Raw genomic sequence first — 24,761 nt, forward strand, 5'->3', positions numbered from 1 at the left:
TGTTCAGCCGGCCTAGCTGCGTCTAGGACACTGCCATGGCCCGCAGGAAGAGAGAGATCGTCCACCGGGGACGCGACGGATGGCTGTTCCTGATCGGGGGCACCAACGGGGTGCTCCTCCAATACCGGCGCTCGCTCGCCGTGTGGTGGCACCTGCGCCGCTGGGCGCGGCTGATCGAGGCGCGGTCCGCTCGCGCCCAGGCGCTCGGCATCCGCTACATCCACACCATCGTGCCGGAAAAGCTCTCGGTCTACGACGACCGCACGCTCGACCTCGACTACGACGCGCGCCTGTCGCCGGCCCGGCGGCTCGCCCGCCGTCTCGACCGGATGGGCGGCTTCGTCGATCTCGTCGCGCCCCTGCGTGCCGCCCGTGACGGGGCGGAACCGCTCTACCGCCGCACCGATTCGCACTGGACCTACGAGGGATGCCTGATCGCGTGCCGGGCGCTGCTGCGGGCCTGCGGTGCCGTGGCGCCGCCCGATATCGCCGAGCGCCCGCGCTTTCCCCATGACGGGCTGTGGGATCTCGGCGACAAACTGCCCGACCGGCCGCGGGAGACGGTGGTGAACTGGGCGGTGCACCGCGACGCGTCACGCGCCTATGCGAGTCCGCTCGTCGAGTCTTACGAGGCGGAAGGCCGGGCGGGCGACCTCCATGTCGGCGCCCACGTCATCTACCGGAACCCCTCCCCCCAGGCCGACCCGCGCACCCTGGTGCTGTTCGGGGATTCCTATGCGCATTTCGCGCCGATCATGCTGACCAGCTTCCTCGCCGAGACCTTCCGCGAGATGCACTTCATCTGGTCGTCCAGCATCGACTGGGGCTACGTCGAGCGGGTGCGCCCCGACATCCTGATGTTCGAGATGGCCGAGCGCTTCCTCGTCCGCATCCCGAGCGACGATTTCGACGTCGCGGCCTACGAGAAGCCGGGGATGGAGAAGCCGGCGCGTCAGGCGGAGATGGCGCCGTTGGTCTGAGGCAGAACGGCGCCCCTCGAGGTGAGGAGCGCCGAATGCTGGCTCAAGCGATGCTCTAGGCTATTGTTTTTGCATCACCTTTTTCCGAAATCCGGAAGCCACCTTTCGGGATGATGCTCTAGCGCGAGCACACCCGCTGGCGGGCCGGGCCGCCGCCGCCGGCTTGGTAGCTTTTCGCGTGGCCGATCGAGCCGGTCATGTCCTGGGTCGGATTACCGCCGCCCCGCTTCACGACGATGTCGCAGTAGCCGGACGGGCCACCCACCGCGAGCGGAAGCGCGCCGAAGCCGCCATTGGCGATGCGGGCTGGTTCCGGCGGGACGATTTGCGACGGCAGCGCGGTCCAAGTTCCCTTCTTGGCGCGGGCCGACTGCGCCGCGACCGGTGCCACCGTGGTCGCGAACGCAAGAAGGAGGACGGATGCGTATGATGCAAAGCGCAGCATGTTCTGCTCCTCTCGTGTTCAATTGCCGATTAATTTCGAAGCAAGAGCACAAGTAACATGCAAATCGCCCAAGGAAAGTGTGTTTGAGCACAATATTGTGATATATTTTAATCCGAAGAAATATAATTATATTAGAACGGATTAAAATGGATACTCGGCCGTACAATAGAGATACGAGTAGGCTTGGCGGGGTCCCGGCGCACGGCTGATGGCATGAGCCTCACCGTCGGGCCGCTCACTGAGGTTGGCGCTCTCAGGTGCTCACCGGTGAACTGGACATCGAGCCTGCGCGTGTACGGTTTCGTGCCCATCCGCCGGCTCGTTTTTTGGTCTGCGCAGGCTGGGACTTGTCGGACAGCGAAGACGAGAAAGGCCGCGTTCCCGTCGGGAACGCGGCCTTTCTTGCAGAGCCGTAACGCCGTGCCTGCCGGCGTCGGCTCGGCGTCTTTCATACCAAATCCGGTTGATCCCGTCGGGATAGCGGATTTGGGCTTCGCTCGAGCGCCGCGCGGGCTTGCCGATACGGTCCCCGCTTGAATCAAGCAGAAACCGTATCAGACCCCAAAACGCTTCTGCGCCGATTGCGACGCGGCGGTCGGCATGCCGGGTGACGGCGCGCCCATCAGGGACATCCCCGCTGCGGCGGTGGCCTTCTGGGACGGCGACTCGTTCGCGGCCGGATCGACGGGCTTCGCCTTGAAGCCCGAGGCGAGGCTCTTGGCCTCGGCGAGATCCTTCGGCGAGAGCTTGGCGGCGACCTCGTCCCGCTTGCGGCCCGCTTCCTGGTCCCCCTGGATGGCGGCGGCCGAGAACCAGAGATAGGATTGGACGAGATCCTGCCCGACGCCGAGGCCACGGGCGTAGAGCACGGCCAGGTTGTACTGGCTGTCGCGCACCCCGTGTTCCGCGGCCCGGCGGAAGGCGTTCGCGGCGGTCACGAAGTCCGCCTTGCCGTTGGCCGCCGGGTTCTCGGCATGCATCACGGCGAGGTTGTGCATCGCGCGGATGTTGCCCTGATCCGCGGCGCGGCCGTACCAGCCCTTCGCCCTTTCGATGTCCCGGACCACGCCCGAGCCCTTCTCGTAGGCGTTGCCGACCTTGAACTGAGCCGGCGCGTAGCCGGCATTGGCGAGCCGCTCGTAGAGCTTGGCGGCGATCGCGAGGTCGCGGGTCACGCCCCGGCCCTCGGCCTCGCGGGAGGCGAGTTCCCAGACCGCGGCGCCGTCGCCGTCGAGCGCGTCCTGCTTGAGCTTGGACAGGGCCGGCGGCAGGCCGGTGAGGTCGGGGCCGAGCACGCTCATGCCTGCGACCTGGGGCAAGCCGCGCTTGGCCGTCGCGGCTTTCGGCTCGGCGATGGATTGGGTCGTCGCCGGATCGGGCGTCGTCTGGGCTCCGCCTTGGGCCGATGTCCCGATCTGGGGGGCGGTCGCGGACGCAGCCTGAGCCTGTGAAGACGCCGCCTGCGCAGGCTCGGCCGTGGTCTCGGTGCGGCTCACGGTGGTGTCGGCGGAGGCCGCCGGCGCGGTGCTCGCCACCGGACGGGCCTCCGGTGCCGCCGGGTCGACGGTCGGAGCGCCCTTGCCCGCGTGGAAGGCTTGGTAGGCGCCGAGCGCCAGCACCACGGCGGCAAGGCCGAGCAGGAGCGTGCGGCGGCGGCCGTCGAGGGCACCGCGGATCCGCGAAAGCGGCGTCGTCTCCGCGCCCGGCACGCGGGCCGGGGCGACCTTGTCGCGCAGGCGCGCCGTCAGCGGGGCCTCGGAGGCCGCTTCGGTCTGCGCCGCCTGTGCGGCACGGCGCGCGGCGGCGATGAAGCTCGTCTTGATGTCGGCGCCGCCGGCGGCAGCGGGGCTCGCTTCCGGCGTGGCCGGGCGGCCGGGTCCGGGCCGGCCGGCACCGGGCTCCAGCAGCTCTTCGGACAGGCGGCTCGCTTCCGCCCCGCCGACCTCGTCGGACGGCGCAGTCCGGTTCGGGCGGGGGAGGTTGTGGGAAGACTGCTGAGAAGACGGCTGGGCGGCTGGCTTCGGGGCTGCGGGGCGCTCGTGCGCGACGCGCTCCTGATCGACGCTCTCGGCAGAGGTCAACGCGACGGGCGTGCGCTCCTGCGGGGCGGCGGCGGTGAGTGCCGCGGACGAGGTCAGGGTACGGTCGAGCTGCTCGCTCAGCCGCATCAGCACCGTCTGGACGCCCTCCATCGTCGATTGGAGGCGCTGGTCCGCGCCCTTCTGGCTCGCCCGCATCTCGGCGAGATCGGCCCGCAACAGCTCGAAACCGCCACCGGCCGCAGGCGGGGCGGCCGAGCCGGCCACGGCCTCGCGGACCGCATGCGCGACGGTGGCCTCCAGATCGGTTCCGTTGCGCAGGGCCGTGACCTGGGCGAGCAGGTCGCCCATGGAGCGCTCGAGGCGCGCCACGGCCGGGTCGGTGTCGCGCGGCGCTTCGAGGCGGCTCGCCAGGGCGAGGACGTGGCTTTCGAGGGCATCGAGCCCGTTGCCGCCCGCGCTGACACGATCGACCTTTTCGGCCACCCCTTCGAGCCGCTCGATCAGCTCGCCGACGGAGCCGGTCTCGGCCCCGTCGAGCCGCTCGGCGAGCGCCTCGAAGCGTCCGAGAAGCGCGCCGGGAATCTCGCGGGATGAATCGGGCGCCTTCAGCTCGCCGCGGATCTCCTCCAGCAGCGGCTTGAGGGTGGCGATGCCCGCATCCTCGTCCCGTTGGAGCTGTGCGATCTGGGCGCTGATCGCCTGCACGCCCTGGGCGAGGCTCTGGATCCGCTCCGGCCCCGCCAGGGACGCCACGAGGCGGCGGATCTCGTCGAGTTCGCGGAAGACGGCGTCGAGGGCGCTCTGGTCGGCCGGGCCGGACAAGGCGCCGGAGAGGACGGCATCGACCTTCCCGGCCAAGCGCTCCACCTCACCCGCGATGCGGGCGTGGACGTTGTCCGCCACGTCTTCGGCGATCCGCTCCACTTGGAGGCGCATCAGCTCGACCGGTGCCGCGATGGCGGCGAGTTCCTGCGGTGCGCGCGCCCGCTGGAGGTCGCTGGCGACGGCCTGCATGGTCTGCTCCAGCTCGCTCACGTCGCGGCCGGTGGCGAGGCCGCCGAGCGCGTCGCGCAGCCGGTTCGTCTCGCGCTGCAGTTCGGCGACTGCCGGGGACGGCTCCTGGCCGGACCTTTCCTCGGCCTGCGTCACCGAAAGCGGCGCGGGGCCGTCCTTCGGTTCTCCCGCGCTGGCGGCGTTCCATTCGGCGATGCCCTCTTCCAGCTCGCGCTGGCGGCGGCGCACCTCGGCGACGGCATCGCGGACCTCGCTGGCGAGCGGGCGCCCGCGCCGGCCGAGCGGCCGGGGCGTGTCGAGCTGGCCGGCGATCTCGCCCATCTTGCGTTCGATGTCGGCGATGCGTCCGGCGATCATTTCCGGCGCCGCCAGCTGGCGGGCCGTGGTCAGCCGCGCCTCGATCTCGCCGATCATCCGGGCGGCGTCGGCCTTGGACGCCTCGCGCTCCTGGCTGATCGAGCGGTCGAGGGCATCGAGCCGCCGCATCATCGCGCCGAGCGAGGCTTCGAGCGACGTCGTCTCCGGAGCCTCGGCGGCGTGAGCGGCCTCCCGGCGCTTGTGCTGCGGCCCGTCCTTCCGTGGGGTGGGTGCGGGCGCCTTCTCCGTCGCCCGGCCTCCGACCTGCCGGGCCGTCTCGGCGCCGGCCTCCCTGGCCTGGGGCACGGCATCCGCGCGCCGCCGCCTCGGGCCCGGCTTCGACGGGTCGGGCGTCGCCACCGAGGCGATCCAGCTCTCCAGCGGCACCCCCGCTCGCCGGGCGACCTCGCGGGCAGCCGCGAGTACCTCCGGGTCGAAGCTGTCGAGGCTGATCGGGGCAGTCTGTTTCATCTCGCGGAGATCCGAAGTCGGCGGCTTCCGGTGCCCGGCGGACCAACGTTTCGCGCGAGGCGTGAAGCGGCGGACTGCGGTTCGGACTGCGACGACCTTTTCCATTCTTGGTAAATGCTTGGTTAAGGGTGTGAGCGAAGGGCCGCGCTTTTCCGGGACGGGCCTGCATGGTGGCGCGCGGGTCGCACCGGGGACCGAACCGGCCGGCTCTTGCGAAGCCGCCGCAGGATAGTTTACATATGAACTATCGAGGATCGGAGCCCGCCGAATCGGTGCGGCTCGCCTTAAAAAGATGCGGGAGGCTGACGCGATGCCGAGCTACCGGGCCCCGGTCGAGGACACCCTGTTCCTCCTCAACGACGTTCTCGCGATCCATCGGTACGACAATCTCCCCGGCTTCGCCGACGCCTCCGCCGACGTGGCCCAGGCGGTGCTGAGCGAGGGCGGCCGGCTCGCGGGGGAGGTGTTCGCACCGCTGAACCTGTCCGGCGACCGGGAGGGGTGCACCCGCCGGGAGGATGGCAGCGTCGCCACGCCGAAGGGCTTCAAGGCGGCCTACGACGCCTACGCCGCCGGCGGCTGGATGGGCCTGTCGATCCCCGAGGAGTTCGGCGGCCAGGGCCTGCCGCACGTGCTCAACACGGCGATGCAGGAGTTCGTCTCCGGCGCCAATCTCGCGCTCAGCATGTATCCCGGCCTGACGCAGGGGGCGATCGCCGCGCTGCTCGTCCACGGCTCGCAGGAGCAGAAGACGACCTACCTGCCGAAGATGGTCGAGGGCGCCTGGACCGGCACCATGAACCTCACCGAGCCGCATTGCGGCACGGATCTGGGCCTGCTGAAGACCAAGGCGGTTCCCAACGGCGACGGTTCCTACAGCCTCACCGGCACCAAGATCTTCATCTCGGCGGGCGAGCACGACCTGTCGGAGAACATCGTCCACCTCGTCATCGCCCGCATCGAGGGCGCGCCGTCGGGCACCAAGGGCATCTCGCTGTTCGTGGTGCCAAAGTTCCTCGTGAACGCGGACGGCTCCGTGGGCGAGCGCAACGCGGTCGCCTGCGGCTCGATCGAGCACAAGATGGGCATCCACGCGAACTCCACCTGCGTGATGAACTACGACGGGGCGAAGGGCTGGCTCGTCGGTGAGGCGAACCGCGGTCTGGCCGCGATGTTCGTGATGATGAACGAGGCGCGGCTGGCCGTCGGCGTCCAGGGGCTCGGCCAGTCTGAGGCCGCCTACCAGAACGCGGTCGCCTACGCGCAGGAGCGTCTCCAGGGCCGCTCGCTCACCGGAGCCAAGGCACCGGACAAGGCCGCCGACCCGATCATCGTCCACCCGGACGTGCGCCGCACCCTGATGCAGATCCGCGCCTTCAACGAGGCGGCGCGCGCGCTCATGCTCTGGACCGCCCTCAACTCCGACATCGCCCACCGCTCGCAGGATGCGGCCGAGCGGCAGGCGGCCGAGGACATGCTGGGCCTGATGACGCCGGTGGTGAAGGGCGTGCTGACCGACCGGGGCTTTGTCAACGCGGTCGAGGCGCAGCAGATGTTCGGCGGCCACGGCTATGTCGAGGAATGGGGTATGTCGCAGTTCGTACGCGATGCCCGCATCGCCATGATCTACGAGGGTGCCAACGGCATCCAGGCCATGGACCTCATCGGCCGCAAGCTGCCCAAGGACGGCGGCCGGGCGATGATGGCCTTCCTCACCGAGGTGCAGACCTTCATCAAGGACCACGGCGAGGACGAGGGGATGAAGCCCTTCGTCGCGCCGCTCCAGCCCGCACTGAACGACCTCCAGGCCGCGGTGATGTGGCTGATGCAGAACGCCTTCTCGAAGCCCGACAACGCGGGCGCCGCCGCCACCGACCTGATGCACCTGCTGGGGCAGGTCGTGCTGGGCTACATGTGGGGCAGGATCGCCAAGGCGGCCCTCGCCAAGAAGGCGGAGGGCGCCGACGCCGAGCGGATGGACGCCAAGCTCGTACTCGGCCGTTTCTTCATGGAGCGGATGCTGCCGGAGACGGGCCTTCGCCTCGCACGGATCAAGGCCGGCGCCGAGACCACCATGGCGCTGCCGGCCGAGGCGTTTTAAACGCTGCCGAAAACCCTCTCCCCTCCGTGGGAGAGGGAGATGCTGGCGACCGGGGATACGAGGAAGCGCACGATGACCGAGGCCTACATCTACGATCACGTCCGCACCCCCCGCGGGCGTGGCAAGCCGGACGGCTCGCTGCACGAGGTGACGGCGCTCCGCCTGGCGGAAACGGCTTTGCGCGCCCTCAAGGACCGCAACGGGTTCGACACGCGGCAGGTCGACGACGTGGTGCTCGGCTGCGTCGATCCGGTCGGCGAGGCCGGCGGCGACATCGCCCGTGCTGCGGCGCTGGTGGCCGATTACGGAACCCATGTGCCGGGCGTGCAGATCAACCGCTTCTGCGCCTCCGGCCTCGACGCCATCAACTTCGCCGCCGCGCAGGTCATGGCCGGCCAGCACGACCTCACCGTGGGGGGCGGCGTCGAGTCGATGAGCCGCATCGGCCTCGGCGCCTCGGGCGGCGCCTGGCCGGTCGATCCGGCGATCGCAGTCAAATCCTACTTCATGCCGCAAGGCGTCTCGGCCGACCTGATCGCCACGAAGTACGGCTTCACCCGCGACGATTGCGACGCCTACGCCGTCGAGTCTCAGAAGCGCTCGGCCCGGTCCTGGAACGAGGGCCTGTTCGAGAACTCGGTCGTGCCGGTGCGGGACATCAACGGCATCACCCTGCTCGACCGCGACGAGCACATGCGGCCGACCACCGACATGCAATCGCTGGCGAGCCTGAAGGCCTCCTTCGTGCAGATGGGCCAGATGGGCGGCTTCGACGCCGTCGCCGTCGATGCCCATCCGGATGTCGAGGCCGTGGAGCACGTCCACCATGCCGGCAACTCTTCGGGCATCGTGGACGGCGCGGCAGCTGTCCTGATCGGTTCGCGCGAGGCCGGCGACGCGGCAGGCCTGCGGCCGCGTGCCCGCATCCGGGCGTTCGCCAACATCGGCTCCGATCCGGCGCTGATGCTGACGGGGCCGGTCGACGTCACGCGGAAGGTGCTGGCGCGGGCCGGCATGAGCCTGTCCGACATCGACCTTTTCGAGATCAACGAGGCTTTCGCCTCGGTGGTGCTTCGCTTCCAGCAAGCCTTCGACCTCGACCCGACGCGGGTCAACGTCAACGGCGGCGCCATCGCCATGGGCCATCCGCTCGGGGCCACCGGGGCGATGATCCTCGGCACCGTGCTCGACGAGCTGGAGCGCACCGGCAAGGAGCGGGCGCTCGTCACCCTGTGCATCGGCGCCGGCATGGGCACCGCGACGATCATCGAGCGGGTGTGATCGGACCGGGCGGCGTCACGCCGCCGCCCTGACCCTGCCATCGGCGCGCAAACGCTGCTAAGGGCCTCTCACGCCGCGCCCTTTTCGACCGGGGCGGCCCCAGAACGCCAATGGGAGAAACGCCACGATGAAGATGACGAAAGCCGCCCTCTGCCTCGCCGCCGTGCTGGTCCTGCCGCTTGCGGCGCAGGCCGACGACAACGCGGACAAGCTCGCTGTGGCCACCAAGCTCACCGAGAAGACGGTGCTGAAGAACCTCGACACCGGCTTCGGCGGCGCGCTCGAGAAGACCGTCTCCACCATGCCCGAGGACAAGGCCGAGAAGGTGCGCAAGGAGGCCAAGGCCGAGTTCGATAAGCAGCGCAAGGAGCTGCTCGACGGCCTGTCCAAGCAGTATGCCGACAAGTTCAGCCTCGACGAGCTGAAGGAGCTCGACAAGATCTACGAGGACAAGACCTACCAGAAGTTCCAGGCCGTCAACGCCGACCCGAAGTCGGAGGTGAATCTGCTCTCGCAGGCGGTGGTGACGCGGCTCTTGAACATGCTGACGCTCGCCGCCGCCAGCGACCAGACCGGCGGCGCCCCGGGCGGCCTGCCCGGTGGCATGCCGACGCCGGCCAAGTAGGCGCGCAAGTCGGCGAGTGAGGGCTTGAGGATGAGCGGCGCGGCGGGCAGCTTCGGGGAAAGGGCGTCAGGCGACGCGCTTCACCCCTGCGCCGTCGGCCGCGAAGCCCGCCACCGGCGGCAGGGCCTCCAGCGCCGGACGGGCGAAGTGGTAGCCCTGCAGCAGGTCGATGCCGAGGCCGTGCAGCGCCTCGGCCTCGGCCGTGGTCTCGATGCCCTCGGCGATCACCGCGACGCCGAGCGCCCGCGCGATCTGGGTGATGCCGCCGACGATGGTGCGGCGTCCGGCATCCGCATCGATGCCGCGCACGAGATCCATGTCGATCTTGATGAGGTCCGGGCGGAAATTGGCCAGCAGGCCGAGGCCGGCATAGCCTGCGCCGAAATCGTCGAGCGCCGTGAGGAAGCCCTGCCGCCGGTACTCCGTGACGATGCGCTGGACATGGGTGATGTCTTGGAAGCGCTCGTTTTCGGTGAACTCGAAGTTGAGGCGCCCGTTGTCGAAGCCGACCCGGCGGGCGGCCTCCAGCGAGGCGCGGATGCAGGCCGCCGGCTCGTAGACCGCGTTCGGCATGAAGTTGATCGACAACTTGGTGTCGCCGCCCGGCGGGAACAGGCGGCCGGCCAGTTCGATCGCCTTGACCCGCGCCGCCTGATCGAACCGGTAGAGCGTCTCCTCGGTCACCCGAGACAGGATCGAGCCGGCGGACTCGCCGGCCGGTCCGCGCACCAGCGCCTCGTAGCCCCAGACGCGCGCGTTGGCGACGTCGACGATGGGCTGGAAGGCCATGGTGAAGGTAAAGTCGAGATCCGCCCCGTCGCGGCAGGCTCGGCAAGCGGTTCGCGGTCCGGCGTCCGTCTTCATGATCCGTCTGGAGTTTGGTGTGGAGAGCCGGGGCTGATCGCGCACCCGTTGCATCCGCCATGACGAGCCCTCCTTGTTAAAATTCCGATACGGCCAGGCTCTTTTCCTTCGAGGCTCCGCGATGACCGCAACCGAGAATTTCCGCTTCGAGACCGATGCCGACGGCATCGCGCTCGCGACCTGGGATATGCCGGGCCGTTCGATGAACGTCATCACCATGGAGGTGATGGCGGAACTGGAACGGATCGTCGACGCGGTCGTCGCCGACGAGGCGATCAAGGGCTGCGTCATCGTCTCGGGAAAGAACAACTTCTCCGGCGGCGCCGACCTCACCATGCTCCAGGGCCTCGGGGTCGAGTACGAGCGGTTGAAGGCGAGTGAGGGCGAGGAAATCGCCATGCGCCACTTCTTCGAGGAGTCGCGCCGTCTCAGCCTCGTGTTCCGCAAGCTGGAGACCTGCGGCAAGCCGTTCGCGGCGGCGGTGCACGGCCTGTGCCTCGGCGGCGCGTTCGAGCTGGCGCTGGCCTGCCATCACCGGGTGCTCGCCGACGACGACAAGACCCGTGTCGGCCTGCCCGAGATCAAGGTCGGCCTGTTCCCCGGCGGCGGCGGCACCCAGCGCGTGTCCCGTCTGATGCAGACCGGCGACGCGTTGCAGATGCTGTTCAAGGGCGAGCAGATCCGTTCGCTCATGGCCAAGAATATGGGGCTGGCCCACGCCGTCGCCCCGGCCGCGGAGATCGTCGAGCGGGCCAAGGCCTGGATCCGCGAGGGCGGCTCGGCGGTGGCCCCCTGGGACGTGCCGAAGTTCAAGGCGCCCTCCGGCAAGGTCTACTCGCCCGCCGGCATGATGATCTGGCCGCCGGCCAACGCGATCTACCGCCGCGAGACCCACGACAACTACCCCGCCGCCAAGGCGATCCTGGCTTCGGTCTACGAAGGCCTGCAACTGCCGATGGATCTCGGCCTCCGGGTCGAGAGTCGCTACTTCGCCCACATCCTGCGCACCAAGGAGGCGCAGGCGATGATCCGCACCCTGTTCATCTCCATGGGCGAGATCAACAAGGGCGCCCGCCGCCCGAAGGACGTGGAGGCGACGAAGGTCGGCAAGGTCGGCGTCATCGGTGCCGGTTTCATGGGCGCGGGCATCGCCTACGTCACGGCGCAGGCCGGGATGGAGGTCGTGCTGATCGACCGCGATCAGGAGGCGGCCGATTCCGGCAAGGCGCATTGCCACAAGCTCATCACCGGCCAGATCAACCGCGGCAAGGCCAAGACCGCCGACCGCGACGCCCTTCTCGCCCGCATCACCGCGACGCCCGATTACGGCGCCCTGTCCGATTGCGACCTCGTGATCGAGGCGGTGTTCGAGGACCCGAGGGTCAAGGCCGAGGTGATCGCGAAGGTCGAGGCCGCGTTGCCGGAGCACGCGATCTTCGCCTCCAACACCTCGACCCTGCCGATCTCAGGGCTCGCCCAGACCTCGAAGCGGCCGCAGCAGTTCGTCGGCATCCACTTCTTCTCGCCGGTCGAGAAGATGCTGCTCGTGGAGATCATCCGTGGCAACCAGACCGGCGACCGCGCGGTGGCCACCGCCCTCGACTACGTCCGCGCGATCAAGAAGACCGGCATCGTCGTCAACGATTCCCGCGGCTTCTTCGCCAACCGCTGCGTGCTCGCCTACATCCAGGAGGGCCACAAGATGCTCGCCGAGGGCGTGCCCCCGGCGATGATCGAGAACGTAGCGCGGATGGCCGGCATGCCGGTCGGCCCGCTCTCGCTCAACGACGAGGTGGCGCTCGATCTCGGCCTCAAGATCATGCGGGCGACCGAGGCGCAGCTCGGCGAGGGCGCCGTCGATCCGGATCAGAAGCGGCTCCTCGTCGCGATGGTCGAGACGCATGGCCGGCTCGGGCGCAAGAACAAGCGCGGCTTCTACGATTATCCCGAGGGCGGCCAGAAGAAGCTCTGGCCGGGGCTTGCCGAGATCCAGCCGAACCGGCTCGAGCCGGAGGGGATCGACGTGGAGGAGCTGAAGCACCGCTTCCTCGTGGTGCAGGCGCTGGAGGCGGCCCGCACGATGCAGGAGGGGGTGGTGACCGATCCGCGCGAGGCGGATGTCGGCTCGATCCTCGGCTTCGGCTTCGCCCCGTTCACCGGCGGCGCGCTCTCCTACATCGACTTCATGGGCGCGGGGGCGTTCGTGGAACTGGCCCGTGGGCTCGAAGCCCGGCACGGCGCCCGTTTCACCCCGCCGGACAACCTCCTGGCAATGGCCGAGTCCGGGGGGCGCTTCTACGACGCCTTGAGGCAGGTGGCGTAACGATCCGGCCGGCTCTCCCTTATGGGGAGGGCCGGCATGCGGAACCGAACGGCTCCGCTTTCGTTCACCGCCCGACCGCAGTGAGCGAACCGGAGTGTCCCTTTGTCGAGCCTCATCAAGATCCTGATCGCGTTCTTCCTGCCGCCGATCTCGGTGCTGATGACGCATGGATTCGGGATTCAATTCCTCTTCAACATCCTGCTCTGCCTGCTGTTCTACCTACCGGGCTCGCTCCACGCGCTCTACCTGCTGCTGAGCGACCGCTGACCGGATCCCATCCCCAGCCCGAGGGCGTCGCGCTGCGCCCTCAGGTGATCCATCAGGCGTGCGGCAATCCGGCCCGGCGGGCGACCCGCCGGGTGCATCATCACCGTCTCGATGGACAGACGCGGTCGGAACGGCCGCAGCACGATCGGCAGGCCGGCGAGGTTGCGCGCCGGTAGCGGATCGACGATGGCCACGCCTAGGCCTTCGGCCACGAGGCCGCACCGCGCCGCCGTGTATTGCGCGGTGAAGCTGAAGGCCGGCGCGATGCCGGCCTCCGCAAACGCCGCCTCGACCCTCTCCTGAAACACACCTGGTGCGCCCGCGATCAACGGCTCGTTCGCGAGGTCCGCGACCGTGATGGTCGTCTTGCGCGCCAAGGCATGCCCGCGGGGCAGCGCGCATACCGCATCGGCGGCGAGGAAGGGTTCGCTGGCCACCCCTTCATGGCCCGGACGCCACCGCGCGAGGCCGACATCGCATTGCCCCGATGCCACCCAGGACCAGATCGTTTCGGGGCTCGGCACCAGCACCGCGACGTGGATGCCGGGATGTTCCCCGTTCAGATCGCGGATGGCGCGGGGCAGCAGGCGCGACGCCAGCGAGGGCTGGCAGGCGACGCGGAGCGGACCGGTGCCGAGATCACGAATCCGGCTTGCGGCCTCGCGCAGGGCATCGAGCCCGGCATAGGTCCGCTCGACCTCGCGAGCGAAGGCTTCGCCCTCTTGCGTCGGCAGGGCGGCGCCGTGGCCGCGCACGAACAGCGCAAATCCGAGATCGGTCTCAAGCTGCGCGATGGCGCGGCTGACATGCGGCTGGCCGATGCCGAGCGCCGCAGCGGCCCGCGTCATGCCGCCGTGGCGCAGCACCGCACGAAACAGATCGAGATGGGCCGGGTTCATCATGCCTCATCTGCATGGACTGCGCCGTTCGAGGCATTTGACGTCATGGAGCTTCGCGGGCGTCAATGCACCGGCCGCGTTGTGCCAGGCGCCTGCCTGCACCCATCAATGAGGCCGAGGGCCGATGTTCCGTCTCCTGCTTCCCTCCCTCCTCGCGCTCGGCGCGGGCATCAGCATCGTCGTGCAGCAGGTGCTGAACACGCGCCTGCGGGCGGAACTCGGGTCGGCGGCCTGGGCCGGCTTCGCGAGCTACGCCGTCGGCCTCGCCTGCATGGCGCTGCTGGTTTTGGCCCTGCGCGATCCCGTCCCCGCGGCGGGCGTGGCCGCGCGGGTGCCGGGGTGGGCCTGGAGCGGCGGCCTGTTCGGCGCGCTTTTCATCGGGTTGGCCATCGTTCTCGTGCCGCAACTTGGCGCGGCGGCCTTCATCGCGCTGCTCGTCGCCGGGCAGATGCTCGCCTCGGTCACCTTCGACCATTTCGGCTGGATGGGCCTCGCCCAGCGCTCCCTCGACGGGCCGCGCCTGATCGGCGTCGCCCTGCTCGTCGGCGGCGTGATCCTGATCCGCCGCTGACGGGCGTCACGCGCCGACGGCGTGCAGCGCAATCTCCCGCCGGTGGCCGCGGTCGCGGTGCTCGATCAGGTAGATCCCCTGCCACGTCCCCAGCGCGAGGCGGCCGTCGCGCACGGGGATGGTGAGGCCCGAATCGGTCACCATCGTGCGGATATGGGCGGGCATGTCGTCCGGCCCCTCCAGGCCGTGGACGTACTGACCGTGGCGGGGCGCGAACCCGTCGAGCGCGGTCATCAGATCCACGCGCACATCGGGGTCGGCGTTCTCCTGGATCGTCAGCGAGGCCGAGGTGTGCCGGCAGAACACGCTGACGAGGCCGGAGCGGAGGCCGCTCTGCGCCACGAAATCAGCCACCGCTTCGGTGACATCGGTGAAGCCGGGGCCGGGCGTCGCGACCGTGATCCGCGCGCTCGCCTGCCGGGTCACGTCCCCGGCCGAGAAACCGTCGAGCGGCCCGATCTTTCCAGCACTTCTGCCAGACTGCCTCATTCCGACGTCTCCATACTTGCGCCCGGCGCGACCTCGCGCTCGCCGCGCGCCAGAATCCGTTCCAGCACCTCGATCCGGTCAGCCTCCGCGGCTGGCTTGTCCCAGCGGATGCGGCTGACGCGGGGGAAGCGCATCGCCACGCCCGACTTGTGCCGGGTCGAGCGCTGCACGCCCTCGAACGCGATCTCCAGCACGAGCCCGGCCTCGCGGCCGTAGGCGACCTCGCGCACCGGGCCGAAACGCTTGGTGGTGTGGTTGCGGACGTAGCGGTCGAGCTTTTGCAGCTCGGCATCGGTGAAGCCGTGATAGGCCTTGCCGACCGGCACCAGCTCCTCGCCCTCGGTCCCCTCGCGCCAGCAGCCGAAGGTGTAGTCCGAGTAGAAGGACGAGCGCTTCCCGTGGCCGCGCTGGGCGTACATCATCACCGCGTCGACCACGTAGGGCTCGCGCTTCCACTTCCACCACGGGCCCTTGGGGCGGCCGGGCAGGTAGGGGCTGTTGCGCCGCTTGAGCATCACGCCCTCGATGGCGTCGGCATCCGCGCCCGCACCTGCGGAGGCCGGGTCGGCGCGGGCGGCGGCCACCTCGTCCCAGGTCGCGAAGTTCACGAGCGGCGAGAGATCGATGCGAGCATGGTCGAGCCGCCGCACCAGGGCCTCCAGCCGGGGCCTGCGCTCGCCGAAGGGCAGGCCCCGCAGATCCTCGCCCTCGGCCGACAGCACGTCGTAGGCGCGGACATGGGCGGGGAACTCGTCGAGCAGCTTGCCCGTCACCGCCTTCCGGTTGAGCCGTTGCTGGAGCACGTTGAAGCTCTGGACGCGGCCTTCCCGCAGGATCAGCAGCTCGCCGTCGAGGGCGCCCTCGAAGGTGATCGCCTCGGCGAGATCGGGGAAGGCCTCGGAGATGTCCTCGCCGGTGCGCGAGTAGACCTTCTGCACCTGCCGGCCTTGGGCATCGCGTCCACCCGCGAGCTGGACGCGGATGCCGTCCCATTTCCACTCCGCCGAGAACGCCTCCGGTTCGAGCTTGTCCAGGTCTTCGAACTCCTCAACCGGGTGCGAGAGCATCGGCGGGCGGAACGGGGCCGGGTTGCGGCTCTCCGGCCGCTCGCCCCGTCCCTCCACCCAGGCGAACAGCTCGGTATAGGGCGGCTTGAGCCCGTGCCAGACCTCCTCGACCGCATCGGCCTCGTGGCCGCCGAGCGCGCCGACCGCCGTCTTGGCAAGACGGGCCGAGACGCCGACGCGCAGGTTGCCGGTGACGAGTTTCAGGAGCGCCCAGCGCCCGGTCTCGTCGAGCGCGTCGAGCCAGCCTGCCAGATGCTGCGGCAGTTCGCGCTTCGGGGTGGTGGCGAGGGTTTCGACGACTTCGGCGAGGGTGGGAACGGAGGGCGGCGGGTTGTTGTGGCCGATGGCCGGCGCATCCCCTCTCCCCGCGTGCGGGGAAAGGGCTCCGGCGACCCTGTCGTCGCGATCCTCTCCCCGCGTGCGGGGAGAGGGGGCCTCCTCCGGCCCCGGCCAGATCAGTGCGGTGGTCTCGGCGAGATCGCCCACGTAGTTGTGCGAGAGTGCGAACAGCACCGGATCGATGCGCTCTTCCACCAGCCCGCGGATCAGTGCCGGCTTGGCCTCGCGGAAGGTGAGGCCGCCGGTCATGGCGGCGAGCGCCCAGCCGCGCTCCGGGTCGGGGGTGCCGGCGAAGAAATCCTGGAGCAGGCGCAGCTTGGCGTTGCGGCGCGGCTCGTAGGCGAGGCGGTCGAGGAGGTGGGCGAAATCGTTCACGCCGAAGCCTCCTCCATCCGCGGGTCGTGTCCCGGATCGAGCTCGGCCTCGCCGTCGTCGCCATACCCTAAGAGGTGCAGCGGCTTGGCTCGGATGCCGAGCGTGCCGCACCAATGCACCAGCGCATCCTCCTGGCCATGCGTCACCCAGACCTCCTCGGCCCCCGTGTCGAGGATCGTCCGGCAGAGGTCCGGCCAGTCGGAATGGTCGGAGATGACGAGCGGCAGCTCGACGCCCTTCTGTCGGGCGCGGGCGCGCACCCGCATCCAGCCCGAGGCGAAGGCGGTGACCGGATCGGGGAACTTGCGCGACCACACATCCTGGATCGAGGAGGGCGGGCAGAGCACGATGGCGCCGTGCAGGGTCTTCCGGTCGGCGGCGGCCACCTTCGGCGTCTCGCCGAGCGGTACGCCCTCCCGCTTGTAGAGTTCGGTCAGTTTCTCCATCGCCCCGTGCAGGTGGATCGGCCGGTCCCAGCCCTCTTCGCGCAGCAGCGCCATCACCCGCTGCGCCTTGCCCAGCGCGTAGGCGCCGACGATGTGGGCGCGCTCGGGAAACAGCGTCACCGAGTCGATCAGCTTGCGCACCTCGCCCCGCGTATCGGGATGGCGGAAGACCGGCAGGCCGAAGGTGGCCTCGGTGATGAACACGTCGCAGGGCACCACTTCGAACGGCAGGCAAGTCGGATCGGGGGCGCGCTTATAGTCGCCGGAGACGACGATGCGTTTGCCCTCGCGCTCGATGGCGATCTGCGCCGAGCCGAGCACATGCCCGGCGGGGGCGAAGAACACGGTGACATCGCCGATCCGCATGCGGTCGCCGAGCCGCGCCTCCTGGCGGGCGGTACAAAAGTCCTCGCCGTAGCGCACGGCCATGATCCGCAGGGTCTCGGGCGTGGCCAGCACCGTGCCGTGGCCGGCGCGGGCGTGGTCGGCATGGCCGTGGGTGATCAGCGCCCGCTCGACGGGATGCGTCGGATCGACGTGAAAGCGCCCGAGCGGACAGTAGAGGCCCTCGCGGGTCAGGGTGAGGAGATCGGAGGCGCGCTGCGACATCGTCCGGGATATAGGGCGGAGGTTTCTCACCGCCGCAAACGCACGATGTCCCGACAGCGCTCCTCCGGTGATCTCCTCGCCGACCGCCGCTACGCCTATGCCGAGGCCTGTCTCATCGAGGACGACCCCGCCGGGGCGGCGGAGATGGCGGAGCAGGCGCTGGAACGCGCTCCCGGCTACGCACCCGCATGGTTTCTGCTCGGTCGCGCCCGCGAGACCGTGTTCGGGCAGAGCCGCGACGCGACCGACCGGCGGGCGGCGCTCGCGGCCTTCGGGCGGGCGCTCGAGCTCGATCCGGAGGATGCGCTCGGAAGCCGCCTGCATCTCGCCGCGCTGGGCGGGGGCGACGCGCTCGCGGCGATCTCGCCGGCCTATGTCCGCGCCCTGTTCGACGGCTACGCCCCGCGCTTCGAACGGCATCTCGTGGACGAACTCGGCTATTGCGGGCCGGCGTTGATGGTCGCGGCTCTCGACGCGCTGGCGCGGCCGGACCCGAGCGGTGCGCCGCAACACTTCCCGAACGGGCTCGATCTCGGCTGCGGCACCGGTCTGATGGGGCGGGCGCTCGCGGGCCGGGTGGGACGTCTGGCCGGTTGCGACCTCTCCCCCGCCATGCTGGCGCTGGCCGGCCGCACCGGGCTCTACGAGCGCCTCGCCGAAGCCGACCTCGTCACATTCCTATCGAGCGAACCGGAGGCCTCCGCCGACCTGATCGTGGCCGCGGACGTCTTCATCTATCTGGCGGATTTGACGTCGGCCCTGTCCGGGATGGCCCGCGTGCTGCGGCCCGGCGGGCTGGCCGCCTTCACCGTTCAATCGCCGCAACCGGAGGAAACGGGCGTCGCGCTCGGTGCCGACGGGCGCTACGCCCATGCCGACACCTACCTGCGAGAGGCGGCCGAGCAGGCTCATCTGGCCATTGCCGAGATGCGCCCGGCGGCCATTCGGCGCCAAAGGAAGGCGGACGTGCCGGGGCGCATCTTAATCCTACACAAACACTTGATCCCAGGCGGTGCAATGGACGCAACCGGACAGCCGTAATACCGTTGTGCTGCGCAGCAACATTAGAGGAACCGATGGCTGACGAGTCGAACAAGGCCTTTCCGGCAAGTCCCGTGACACGTGTACCCATCGCACTCATGCTCGCAGGCACCGCGGGGGCCGCCGACTCGATCGGCTTCCTCGAATTCTCCCAGCTCTTCATGTCGTTCATGAGCGGCAACACCACGCGGTTCGGCGTGGCCGTCGCCGGCTTCGACTGGGACGGCACCACCCGGTTCGCCAGCGTGATCGCGCTGTTCTGCTTCGGCGCCTGCATCGGCACGCTGATCGCGGCCTGGTCCGGCCGGTTCCGGCTCTCGGTCCTGCTCATCATCCAGGCGGTGCTGTTCGCCATCGGCCTGTTCGTCCCGTTCGGCACCACGGCGTTCCCGCTCCACGCCTACCCGATCGTGCTGGCGCTCGGCATCCAGAACGCGACGCTCCAGGATGAGGCGGGCCGTAGCCTCGCCATCACCTACGTCACGGGAACGGTGGTGCGCTTCGGTGCGGGCATCGCCAACCTGATCCTGCACAAGCCAAACCCCTCGTTCTGGCTGCAGGCGCCGCTCTGGGGCGCGCTCAGCACGGGCGCCGTGATCGGCGGCTTCCTGCACGGCTGGTACGGTGAGCGGGCCTTCCTGTTCCCGGCCAGCCTCGCGGCGCTGCTGGCTGTGGTCTCGCTGGTGCTGACGGTCCTGCTCAAGGACACGCCCTACGTTTCCGGCGTGGCGGCTCCGCAGCCCGACGCGCATCCGGAGGCGAAGCCGACGGCGACCGTTCCCGCCGCGAGCTGATACGCGGCGACCGTCAATCGTCCCCAGGGCCGCCGCGCAGCCGCTTGACGCTGCTGCGGCGGCTTTTTTCGTCGAGGCGCCGCTTCTTCGAGGCCAGCGTCGGCCGAGTGGCGCGGCGCGGCGTCGGCGGCACCGCCGCTTCCGCCACCAGCGCCGCGAGCCGTTCGCGGGCATCGGCCCGGTTGCGCTCCTGCGTGCGGAAGCGCTGGGCGTTGATGACGAGCACCCCCTCTCCCGTCAGGCGCCGGCCGGCGAGCCGCATCAGCCGCACCGCCACGGCATCGGGCAGGCTGCGGGAACGGCGCACATCGAAGCGGAGCTGCACCGCGGTGGACAGCTTGTTGACGTTCTGCCCGCCCGGACCCGAGGCGCGCACGAACGTCTCCTCGAGTTCGGCCTCGTCGATCTCGATCAGCGGCGTGCACTGGAGCGCCACGGCGGCTTCCCTTCCTTGATCGGGCCGTTCGGCCTCAACCGGCCTCGCCCGGCGTCCGGGCCCGCACCGCAAGCGCGTGCAGCCCGCGCTTGAAGGCCTCGTCGAGAAGGCCGTTGACGATCCGGTGGCGTTCGACCCGGCTTTTTCCCTCGAAGGCCGCCGAGACGACATCGAGCCGGAAATGGGTCTCACCCTCCGGCCGGGCGCCGGAATGGCCGGCATGGAGGTGCGACTCGTCGGTCACATTGAGCGCCGTCGGTGCCAACTCGGCCTCCAGGCGCCCGGCGATCCAGTCCTTCAGGGTCCCGGTCATGGTGTCCTCGCTGCGAACGGTAGCGCTTGGGCCGTGCTTCGGCCCTGTGTCGGAGGCGTTTGCCCGGCGCGGTCCCGGCACAAAAGCGTCAACCCCGGATCGATGCATGCGGCATCAGGCCCGACGGCCTTTTCGTCGGCGCGTCCGCCCCTCATAATCGGCCCGTCATGGATCTCAACTCGCCGCTGTTCGACCGCATCCGTATCAAGCCGACCTGTGACGATCCCAAGCCGGGAGCGAAGACGGGGGCGAAGGCCGGCGCGCGCGCGAAGGCCGGTGCGGCCACGGCCGAGGCGGGCTGCGAGGCGGAGGGCTGCACCCATCCCGGCCTCTACCGCGCGCCCAAGGGACGCAAGCAGGAGGGGCAGTACTGGCGCTTCTGCATCGACCACGTGCGCGCCTACAACGCCTCATACAACTACTTCGACGGCATGAACGATGCCGCGGTCGAAGCCTACCAGAAGGATGCGATCATCGGCCATCGGCCGACATGGTCGATGGGTATGAACGCGGCCGCCGCCACGGCCGAGGGTAAGGCCAAAGGGGCAAAGGGCGGCCAGCCCGAGGCCGAGCGGGATTGGGCCTATGCCGATCCGCTGGGCATCCTGCGGGCGAACGGGGTCGGCGGCGGGGCGGCGGGCCGGCGTCAGGCCGAGCCGGAGCCGCAGCGTCCGCGCCACTCGGCGGCGGTGCGCAAGGCGCTCGACGTGATGGGGCTCGACGAGAACGCCGACACCGCGGCGATCAAGGCGCAGTACAAGACACTGGTGAAGCGCTTCCACCCCGATGCCAACGGCGGCGACCGCTCCTTCGAGGAGCGCTTGCGCGACATCATCCGCGCCCACGACATCCTGCGCGGCGCCGGGCTATGCTGACCCGCGCTGCCCTCCCTTGCCGTCACTGAGCCGGGTGCAAAGCCGGCGATCCGAACGGGCAATGCACCGAATGCCGGTCCGTCCGGCGGCGGGTGGGGCAGCAAATGTCCGCGCGCGCCCTATATTTCCCGGATACCGCTTCCTCGTGAAGCCGGCTTCCCCGGATGAACCCTTCTCCTCGCCGAGCCTTCTTTCTGGCTGAGCCCCCTTGGCGATGCCGAGGGGCGGCGATTAAGGAAGACATCCACCCGCTTGCCCGCGGGCCGACCGGCAGGTGAGTGACGATTGAAAGCGTGGTCGTGTGGGCGTCTTGCCCGTCCCGGCCGCCCCGATGAGGTTCCGTATGCTGTCTGACGAAACGCCCGCCTCCCTGCCCGACCGCCAGGTTTCCGTCCGCGAGGTGTTCGGCATCGACCTCGACCTGAAGGTGCCGGCCTATTCCGAGCCCGAGGAGCACGTGCCGGATCTCGATCCGGACTATATCTTCGACCGGGAGACGACGCTGTCGATCCTGGCGGGCTTTGCCCGGAACCGTCGCGTGATGGTCACCGGCTATCACGGCACCGGCAAGTCCACGCATATCGAGCAGGTCGCGGCACGGCTGAACTGGCCCTGCATCCGGATCAACCTCGACAGCCACGTCTCGCGCATCGACCTCGTCGGCAAGGACGCCATCGTCCTGAAGGAAGGCAAGCAGGTCACCGCGTTCCAGGACGGGATCCTGCCCTGGGCGCTGCAGAACAACGTCGCGCTCGTCTTCGACGAGTACGATGCCGGCCGCCCCGACGTGATGTTCGTGATCCAGCGCGTGCTGGAACTTTCCGGCCGCCTGACCCTGCTCGACCAGAAGCGCGTCATCCGCCCGCATCCGGGCTTCCGCCTGTTCGCCACCGCCAACACGGTCGGCCTCGGTGACACGTCCGGCCTCTATCATGGCACGCAGCAGATCAACCAGGGCCAGATGGACCGCTGGTCGATCGTCACCACGTTGAACTACCTGCCGCACGACCGCGAGGTCGACATCGTTCTCTCGAAGTCGCCGCATTACCAGAACGAGGGTGGGCGCGACACGGTGAGCCGGATGGTGCGCGTGGCCGACCTCACCCGCAACGCGTTCATGAACGGCGACCTCTCGACCGTGATGAGCCCGCGCACGGTCATCACCTGGGCCGAGAACGCCGACATCTTCCGCGATATCGGCTTCGCCTTCCGGGTGACGTTCCTCAACAAGTGCGACGAGCTGGAGCGGCCGCTCGTGGCCGAATTCTACCAGCGCGCCTTCGGCAAGGAGCTGCCCGAGAGCGCGCTCAACGTCGCCTTGAGCTGACCTGACGGTGGCGTCCCCGCCCGCGCTCGGCGTGCGGCGGGGACGGCGCCTCTCTCCCCGTGACCGGGGGCGATCCCCCGGCCGGGCCTCCGAACTCGATCCGGTGGCGTCCGCGAAGATATGGCCCTGACCAACCGCCCCAAGACCGGCGACCGCAAGGAGCCCGGCGCCGAGCCGCTGAAGCGCTCGGTGGCCGGCTGCCTGCGCGCCATCGCCAAGCGGCCCGACATCGAGGTCACCTATGCCAGCGATCGGCCGGCGCTGATCGGCGACAAGGCGCGCCTGCCGGAGCCGACCCGGCGGATCACGTCCGAGGACGCGGCGATCCTGCGCGGCCACTCCGATTCGATGGCGCTACGCCTCGGCTGCCACGACACGAGCGTCCACCGCCGCCTCGCCCCCGACAACGCCGCGGCGCGTGCGGTCTACGATGCAGTCGAGCAGGCGCGCGTCGAGGCGATCGGTTCGCGCCGCCTGGACGGCGTGGCCGCCAACATCACCGCAATGCTGGAGGACCGCTACCACCGCGGCGGCAAGTACGAGAACATCACCGACCGCGCCGACGCACCGATGGAGGATGCCGTGGCGCTGATGGTGCGCGAGCGCCTCACCGGGCAGAAGCCGCCGCCGGCTGCGGCCCGGATCGTCGAGCTGTGGCGCGAGCATATCGAGGCCCGCGCCGGCAAGAACCTCGACGGATTGCTCGGCTCGCTTGAGAACCAGCGCAGCTTTGCCCGCTCGGTGCGCGATCTCCTCTCCTCCCTCGATATGGCCGACGAGACGCCCCTCGATCAGGACGACGAGAGCGACGAGGACGAGAACCAAGCCCAGGACGACGAGCAGCAGCCGAGCGAGGGCGAGGCGGAGGAGCAGAGCCAGGGCGACCGCGCCGAGATCGAAGTGACCGACGAGGCCACCGACGAACTCGACGAGGGCGCCACCGAATCCGCCGACGCCCCCTCCGGCGAGCTGCCGGAGGAGGCCGAGGATGCGGAGTCCGAGGAGGCCTCCGAATCCTGGCGGCCGCCGAGCCAGCGCGGCAACGAGCGGACCGGCCCGGACTACAAGGTCTACAACCCGCGCTTCGACGAGACCGTCGAGGCCGAGGATCTGTGCGACGCCGAGGAACTCGCGCGCCTGCGCAGCTATCTCGACAAGCAGCTCGCCCACCTTCAGGGCGTCGTCGGCCGCCTCGCCAACCGTCTCCAGCGCCGCCTGCTGGCGCAGCAGAGCCGTGCCTGGGACTTCGACCTCGAAGAGGGCCAGCTCGATCCGGCCCGGCTCGTGCGCGTCGTCACCGACCCGTTCCAGCCGCTCTCCTTCAAGCAGGAGAAGGATACCGACTTCCGCGACACCGTGGTCACGCTGCTGCTCGACAATTCCGGCTCGATGCGCGGGCGCCCGATCACCGTGGCCGCGACCTGCGCCGACATTCTGGCCCGCACGCTGGAGCGCTGCGGCGTGAAGGTCGAGATTCTCGGCTTCACCACCCGCGCCTGGAAGGGCGGCCAGTCCCGCGAGGCGTGGCTCGCCGGCGGCAAGCCACCCGCCCCCGGCCGCCTCAACGACCTGCGCCACATCATCTACAAGAGCGCCGACGCCCCCTGGCGCCGTGCGCGGAAAAACCTCGGGCTGATGATGCGCGAGGGGCTCCTGAAGGAGAACATCGACGGCGAGGCGCTGGATTGGGCCCACAAGCGCCTGCTGGCGCGGCCGGAGCAGCGCCGCATTCTGATGGTGATCTCCGACGGGGCGCCGGTCGATGACTCGACGCTGTCGGTCAACCCCGGCAACTATCTCGAACGCCACCTGCGCTACATGATCGAGGAGATCGAGACCCGCTCGCCGGTCGAACTGCTCGCCATCGGCATCGGCCACGACGTGACGCGCTACTACCGCCGCGCCGTGACGATCATCGACGCCGAGGAACTCGGCGGCGCGATGACGGAAAAGCTCGCCGAGCTGTTCGAGGAGAACACCGGCGCGTCACGCGGCGGCGGGATGAAACGGGTGGCCGGGCGGCGCTGAACGGGCGGTTCCGAAGGGCGCTGCTCGCCTGTCGGAGCCGACCCGTCCGTCTTTGTCCTAGGGGCTGTCAATCAGGGTCCAGCGCCCGCGGCGGCCGGAATGAGAAGCGTCAGCGGGAGCCGTCCGGACAGCCGCTCCGCCGCATCTCGGGTTTCAGGATCATCCGTCCTTCGAAGCCGTCGTAGCCGCCGCTGTAGGAGAAGCGGCTCAGCGCGATCTTGCTTCTCCGTTCCGAGGTGAGGTCGCCATCCGGCCGCGTCTTGCTGACGTCTCCGACGCGGTGGCGCGCCTTCCCGGATGAGGTGCTGTACGGCTTGCGCATTCTCGATGTTCCATTCGGGCCTTGTACGGGCCGGGATTCGCAGTTCTCCGTGAGGGTCTT

22 protein-coding genes are annotated in these 24,761 nt (G+C 69.6%); 12 read left to right on the forward strand and 10 right to left on the reverse strand.

The genetic code is table 11. The features are described from left to right. Positions 1 to 35: 35 nt before the first annotated feature. Positions 36 to 980: an alginate O-acetyltransferase AlgX-related protein gene (locus J2W78_RS12730; protein ID WP_253370968.1), complete on the forward strand. Its 945-nt coding sequence runs from the start codon at positions 36 to 38 to the stop codon at positions 978 to 980. 118 nt (positions 981 to 1,098) lie between these two features. Here the strand turns inward: J2W78_RS12730 and J2W78_RS12735 are convergent, their stop codons facing one another. Together J2W78_RS12735 and J2W78_RS12740 are read right to left on the reverse strand one after the other, a co-directional pair. Beyond that, entirely contained in the window at positions 1,099 to 1,425 is a 327-nt protein-coding gene (locus tag J2W78_RS12735) for a hypothetical protein (protein ID WP_253370970.1), read from the reverse strand. Positions 1,426 to 1,979: 554 nt separating this feature from the next. Next, a complete protein-coding gene (locus tag J2W78_RS12740; RefSeq protein ID WP_253370972.1) occupies positions 1,980 to 5,309 on the reverse strand; it encodes a tetratricopeptide repeat protein in 3,330 nt (1,109 codons plus the stop codon). A 310-nt stretch (positions 5,310 to 5,619) separates the two neighbouring features. On the opposite strand from J2W78_RS12740, the gene J2W78_RS12745 reads away from it, so the two are divergent. From J2W78_RS12745 to J2W78_RS12755, 3 genes are all read left to right on the forward strand, one after another. After that, positions 5,620 to 7,410: an acyl-CoA dehydrogenase C-terminal domain-containing protein gene (locus tag J2W78_RS12745; protein ID WP_253370975.1), complete on the forward strand. Its 1,791-nt coding sequence runs from the start codon at positions 5,620 to 5,622 to the stop codon at positions 7,408 to 7,410. A 72-nt stretch (positions 7,411 to 7,482) separates the two neighbouring features. After that, the gene (locus tag J2W78_RS12750) at positions 7,483 to 8,691 is read left to right on the forward strand and encodes an acetyl-CoA C-acetyltransferase (RefSeq protein ID WP_253370977.1); all 1,209 of its coding nucleotides are present in this window, start codon (positions 7,483 to 7,485) and stop codon (positions 8,689 to 8,691) included. Between the two features lie 127 nt (positions 8,692 to 8,818). After that, the gene (locus J2W78_RS12755) at positions 8,819 to 9,316 is read left to right on the forward strand and encodes a hypothetical protein (RefSeq protein WP_253370979.1); all 498 of its coding nucleotides are present in this window, start codon (positions 8,819 to 8,821) and stop codon (positions 9,314 to 9,316) included. A gap of 66 nt (positions 9,317 to 9,382) precedes the next feature. Here J2W78_RS12755 and J2W78_RS12760 read toward each other — a convergent pair whose 3' ends face one another. After that, entirely contained in the window at positions 9,383 to 10,180 is a 798-nt protein-coding gene (locus tag J2W78_RS12760) for an EAL domain-containing protein (protein WP_253370980.1), read from the reverse strand. A 121-nt stretch (positions 10,181 to 10,301) separates the two neighbouring features. On the opposite strand from J2W78_RS12760, the gene J2W78_RS12765 reads away from it, so the two are divergent. Continuing rightward, positions 10,302 to 12,503 (forward strand): FAD-dependent oxidoreductase, encoded by a 2,202-nt coding sequence (locus J2W78_RS12765; protein ID WP_253370982.1) that lies wholly within the window; start codon positions 10,302 to 10,304, stop codon positions 12,501 to 12,503. 102 nt (positions 12,504 to 12,605) lie between these two features. After that, on the forward strand, positions 12,606 to 12,770 hold the full coding sequence (locus J2W78_RS12770; RefSeq protein ID WP_253370984.1) for a YqaE/Pmp3 family membrane protein: 165 nt from the start codon (positions 12,606 to 12,608) through the stop codon (positions 12,768 to 12,770). Here the strand turns inward: J2W78_RS12770 and J2W78_RS12775 are convergent. Then, positions 12,746 to 13,672 (reverse strand): LysR family transcriptional regulator, encoded by a 927-nt coding sequence (locus J2W78_RS12775; RefSeq protein WP_253370986.1) that lies wholly within the window; start codon positions 13,670 to 13,672, stop codon positions 12,746 to 12,748. The two genes, J2W78_RS12770 and J2W78_RS12775, sit on opposite strands and share 25 nt — an antisense overlap. Before the next feature lie 121 nt (positions 13,673 to 13,793). On the opposite strand from J2W78_RS12775, the gene J2W78_RS12780 reads away from it, so the two are divergent. Then, complete coding sequence (locus tag J2W78_RS12780) at positions 13,794 to 14,240, forward strand: DMT family transporter (protein WP_253370988.1); 447 nt, start codon at positions 13,794 to 13,796, stop codon at positions 14,238 to 14,240. 6 nt (positions 14,241 to 14,246) lie between these two features. Here the strand turns inward: J2W78_RS12780 and J2W78_RS12785 are convergent, their stop codons facing one another. The 3 genes from J2W78_RS12785 to J2W78_RS12795 are packed head-to-tail and all read right to left on the reverse strand — an operon-like array spanning position 14,247 to position 17,565. Beyond that, positions 14,247 to 14,729 (reverse strand): secondary thiamine-phosphate synthase enzyme YjbQ, encoded by a 483-nt coding sequence (locus tag J2W78_RS12785; protein WP_253370990.1) that lies wholly within the window; start codon positions 14,727 to 14,729, stop codon positions 14,247 to 14,249. Next, on the reverse strand, positions 14,726 to 16,510 hold the full coding sequence (locus J2W78_RS12790; protein WP_253370992.1) for a cisplatin damage response ATP-dependent DNA ligase: 1,785 nt from the start codon (positions 16,508 to 16,510) through the stop codon (positions 14,726 to 14,728). The genes J2W78_RS12785 and J2W78_RS12790 overlap by 4 nt, the downstream gene beginning before the upstream one ends. Then, positions 16,507 to 17,565 carry a ligase-associated DNA damage response exonuclease gene (locus tag J2W78_RS12795; RefSeq protein WP_253370993.1) on the reverse strand — a complete coding sequence of 353 codons (1,059 nt, stop codon included), beginning with the start codon at positions 17,563 to 17,565 and terminating at the stop codon, positions 16,507 to 16,509. The genes J2W78_RS12790 and J2W78_RS12795 overlap by 4 nt, the downstream gene beginning before the upstream one ends. Positions 17,566 to 17,610: 45 nt before the next feature. Here J2W78_RS12795 and J2W78_RS12800 point away from each other — a divergent pair, with 45 nt between their 5' ends. Beyond that, positions 17,611 to 18,606 (forward strand): class I SAM-dependent DNA methyltransferase, encoded by a 996-nt coding sequence (locus tag J2W78_RS12800; RefSeq protein WP_253370995.1) that lies wholly within the window; start codon positions 17,611 to 17,613, stop codon positions 18,604 to 18,606. 35 nt (positions 18,607 to 18,641) lie between these two features. Next, on the forward strand, positions 18,642 to 19,400 hold the full coding sequence (locus J2W78_RS12805) for a YoaK family protein (protein ID WP_253370996.1): 759 nt from the start codon (positions 18,642 to 18,644) through the stop codon (positions 19,398 to 19,400). A gap of 13 nt (positions 19,401 to 19,413) precedes the next feature. Here J2W78_RS12805 and arfB read toward each other — a convergent pair whose 3' ends face one another. Together arfB and J2W78_RS12815 are read right to left on the reverse strand one after the other, a co-directional pair. Continuing rightward, positions 19,414 to 19,836 carry an alternative ribosome rescue aminoacyl-tRNA hydrolase ArfB gene (gene arfB / locus J2W78_RS12810; RefSeq protein ID WP_060770601.1) on the reverse strand — a complete coding sequence of 141 codons (423 nt, stop codon included), beginning with the start codon at positions 19,834 to 19,836 and terminating at the stop codon, positions 19,414 to 19,416. A 34-nt stretch (positions 19,837 to 19,870) separates the two neighbouring features. Next, positions 19,871 to 20,149 (reverse strand): BolA family protein, encoded by a 279-nt coding sequence (locus J2W78_RS12815; RefSeq protein WP_253370998.1) that lies wholly within the window; start codon positions 20,147 to 20,149, stop codon positions 19,871 to 19,873. 167 nt (positions 20,150 to 20,316) lie between these two features. Here J2W78_RS12815 and J2W78_RS12820 point away from each other — a divergent pair, with 167 nt between their 5' ends. The 3 genes from J2W78_RS12820 to cobT all read left to right on the forward strand — a co-directional run bounded on the left by J2W78_RS12820 (position 20,317) and on the right by cobT (position 24,379). Then, positions 20,317 to 21,024 (forward strand): J domain-containing protein, encoded by a 708-nt coding sequence (locus J2W78_RS12820; protein WP_253371000.1) that lies wholly within the window; start codon positions 20,317 to 20,319, stop codon positions 21,022 to 21,024. A 343-nt stretch (positions 21,025 to 21,367) separates the two neighbouring features. Next, positions 21,368 to 22,351, forward strand: a complete 984-nt coding sequence (cobS, locus tag J2W78_RS12825) for a cobaltochelatase subunit CobS (RefSeq protein ID WP_253371002.1) — start codon at positions 21,368 to 21,370, stop codon at positions 22,349 to 22,351. Positions 22,352 to 22,471: 120 nt separating this feature from the next. Continuing rightward, the gene (gene cobT, locus J2W78_RS12830) at positions 22,472 to 24,379 is read left to right on the forward strand and encodes a cobaltochelatase subunit CobT (RefSeq protein ID WP_253371004.1); all 1,908 of its coding nucleotides are present in this window, start codon (positions 22,472 to 22,474) and stop codon (positions 24,377 to 24,379) included. Positions 24,380 to 24,488: 109 nt separating this feature from the next. On the opposite strand, the gene J2W78_RS12835 is transcribed toward cobT, so the two are convergent. After that, positions 24,489 to 24,701, reverse strand: a complete 213-nt coding sequence (locus J2W78_RS12835; protein ID WP_253371006.1) for a hypothetical protein — start codon at positions 24,699 to 24,701, stop codon at positions 24,489 to 24,491. Positions 24,702 to 24,761 lie beyond the last annotated feature (60 nt).

The organism is Methylorubrum extorquens (genome assembly GCF_024169925.1).
Lineage (GTDB): Bacteria > Pseudomonadota > Alphaproteobacteria > Rhizobiales > Beijerinckiaceae > Methylobacterium > Methylobacterium extorquens_A.

What these genes read in the sequence shown, in the direction of transcription:
- J2W78_RS12745 (WP_253370975.1), top strand. Translation starts at nt 5,620, where the DNA reads ATGCCGAGCTACCGGGCCCCGGTCGAGGACACCCTGTTCCTCCTCAAC.
- cobS (WP_253371002.1), top strand. Translation starts at nt 21,368, where the DNA reads ATGCTGTCTGACGAAACGCCCGCCTCCCTGCCCGACCGCCAGGTTTCC.
- J2W78_RS12735 (WP_253370970.1), bottom strand. Translation starts at nt 1,425, where the DNA reads ATGCTGCGCTTTGCATCATACGCATCCGTCCTCCTTCTTGCGTTCGCG.
- J2W78_RS12820 (WP_253371000.1), top strand. Translation starts at nt 20,317, where the DNA reads ATGGATCTCAACTCGCCGCTGTTCGACCGCATCCGTATCAAGCCGACC.
- J2W78_RS12785 (WP_253370990.1), bottom strand. Translation starts at nt 14,729, where the DNA reads ATGAGGCAGTCTGGCAGAAGTGCTGGAAAGATCGGGCCGCTCGACGGT.
- J2W78_RS12800 (WP_253370995.1), top strand. Translation starts at nt 17,611, where the DNA reads ATGTCCCGACAGCGCTCCTCCGGTGATCTCCTCGCCGACCGCCGCTAC.
- J2W78_RS12805 (WP_253370996.1), top strand. Translation starts at nt 18,642, where the DNA reads ATGGCTGACGAGTCGAACAAGGCCTTTCCGGCAAGTCCCGTGACACGT.
- cobT (WP_253371004.1), top strand. Translation starts at nt 22,472, where the DNA reads ATGGCCCTGACCAACCGCCCCAAGACCGGCGACCGCAAGGAGCCCGGC.
- J2W78_RS12730 (WP_253370968.1), top strand. Translation starts at nt 36, where the DNA reads ATGGCCCGCAGGAAGAGAGAGATCGTCCACCGGGGACGCGACGGATGG.
- J2W78_RS12835 (WP_253371006.1), bottom strand. Translation starts at nt 24,701, where the DNA reads ATGCGCAAGCCGTACAGCACCTCATCCGGGAAGGCGCGCCACCGCGTC.
- J2W78_RS12740 (WP_253370972.1), bottom strand. Translation starts at nt 5,309, where the DNA reads ATGAAACAGACTGCCCCGATCAGCCTCGACAGCTTCGACCCGGAGGTA.
- J2W78_RS12780 (WP_253370988.1), top strand. Translation starts at nt 13,794, where the DNA reads ATGTTCCGTCTCCTGCTTCCCTCCCTCCTCGCGCTCGGCGCGGGCATC.
- J2W78_RS12795 (WP_253370993.1), bottom strand. Translation starts at nt 17,565, where the DNA reads ATGTCGCAGCGCGCCTCCGATCTCCTCACCCTGACCCGCGAGGGCCTC.
- J2W78_RS12750 (WP_253370977.1), top strand. Translation starts at nt 7,483, where the DNA reads ATGACCGAGGCCTACATCTACGATCACGTCCGCACCCCCCGCGGGCGT.
- J2W78_RS12755 (WP_253370979.1), top strand. Translation starts at nt 8,819, where the DNA reads ATGAAGATGACGAAAGCCGCCCTCTGCCTCGCCGCCGTGCTGGTCCTG.
- J2W78_RS12765 (WP_253370982.1), top strand. Translation starts at nt 10,302, where the DNA reads ATGACCGCAACCGAGAATTTCCGCTTCGAGACCGATGCCGACGGCATC.
- J2W78_RS12815 (WP_253370998.1), bottom strand. Translation starts at nt 20,149, where the DNA reads ATGACCGGGACCCTGAAGGACTGGATCGCCGGGCGCCTGGAGGCCGAG.
- J2W78_RS12775 (WP_253370986.1), bottom strand. Translation starts at nt 13,672, where the DNA reads ATGATGAACCCGGCCCATCTCGATCTGTTTCGTGCGGTGCTGCGCCAC.
- J2W78_RS12760 (WP_253370980.1), bottom strand. Translation starts at nt 10,180, where the DNA reads ATGAAGACGGACGCCGGACCGCGAACCGCTTGCCGAGCCTGCCGCGAC.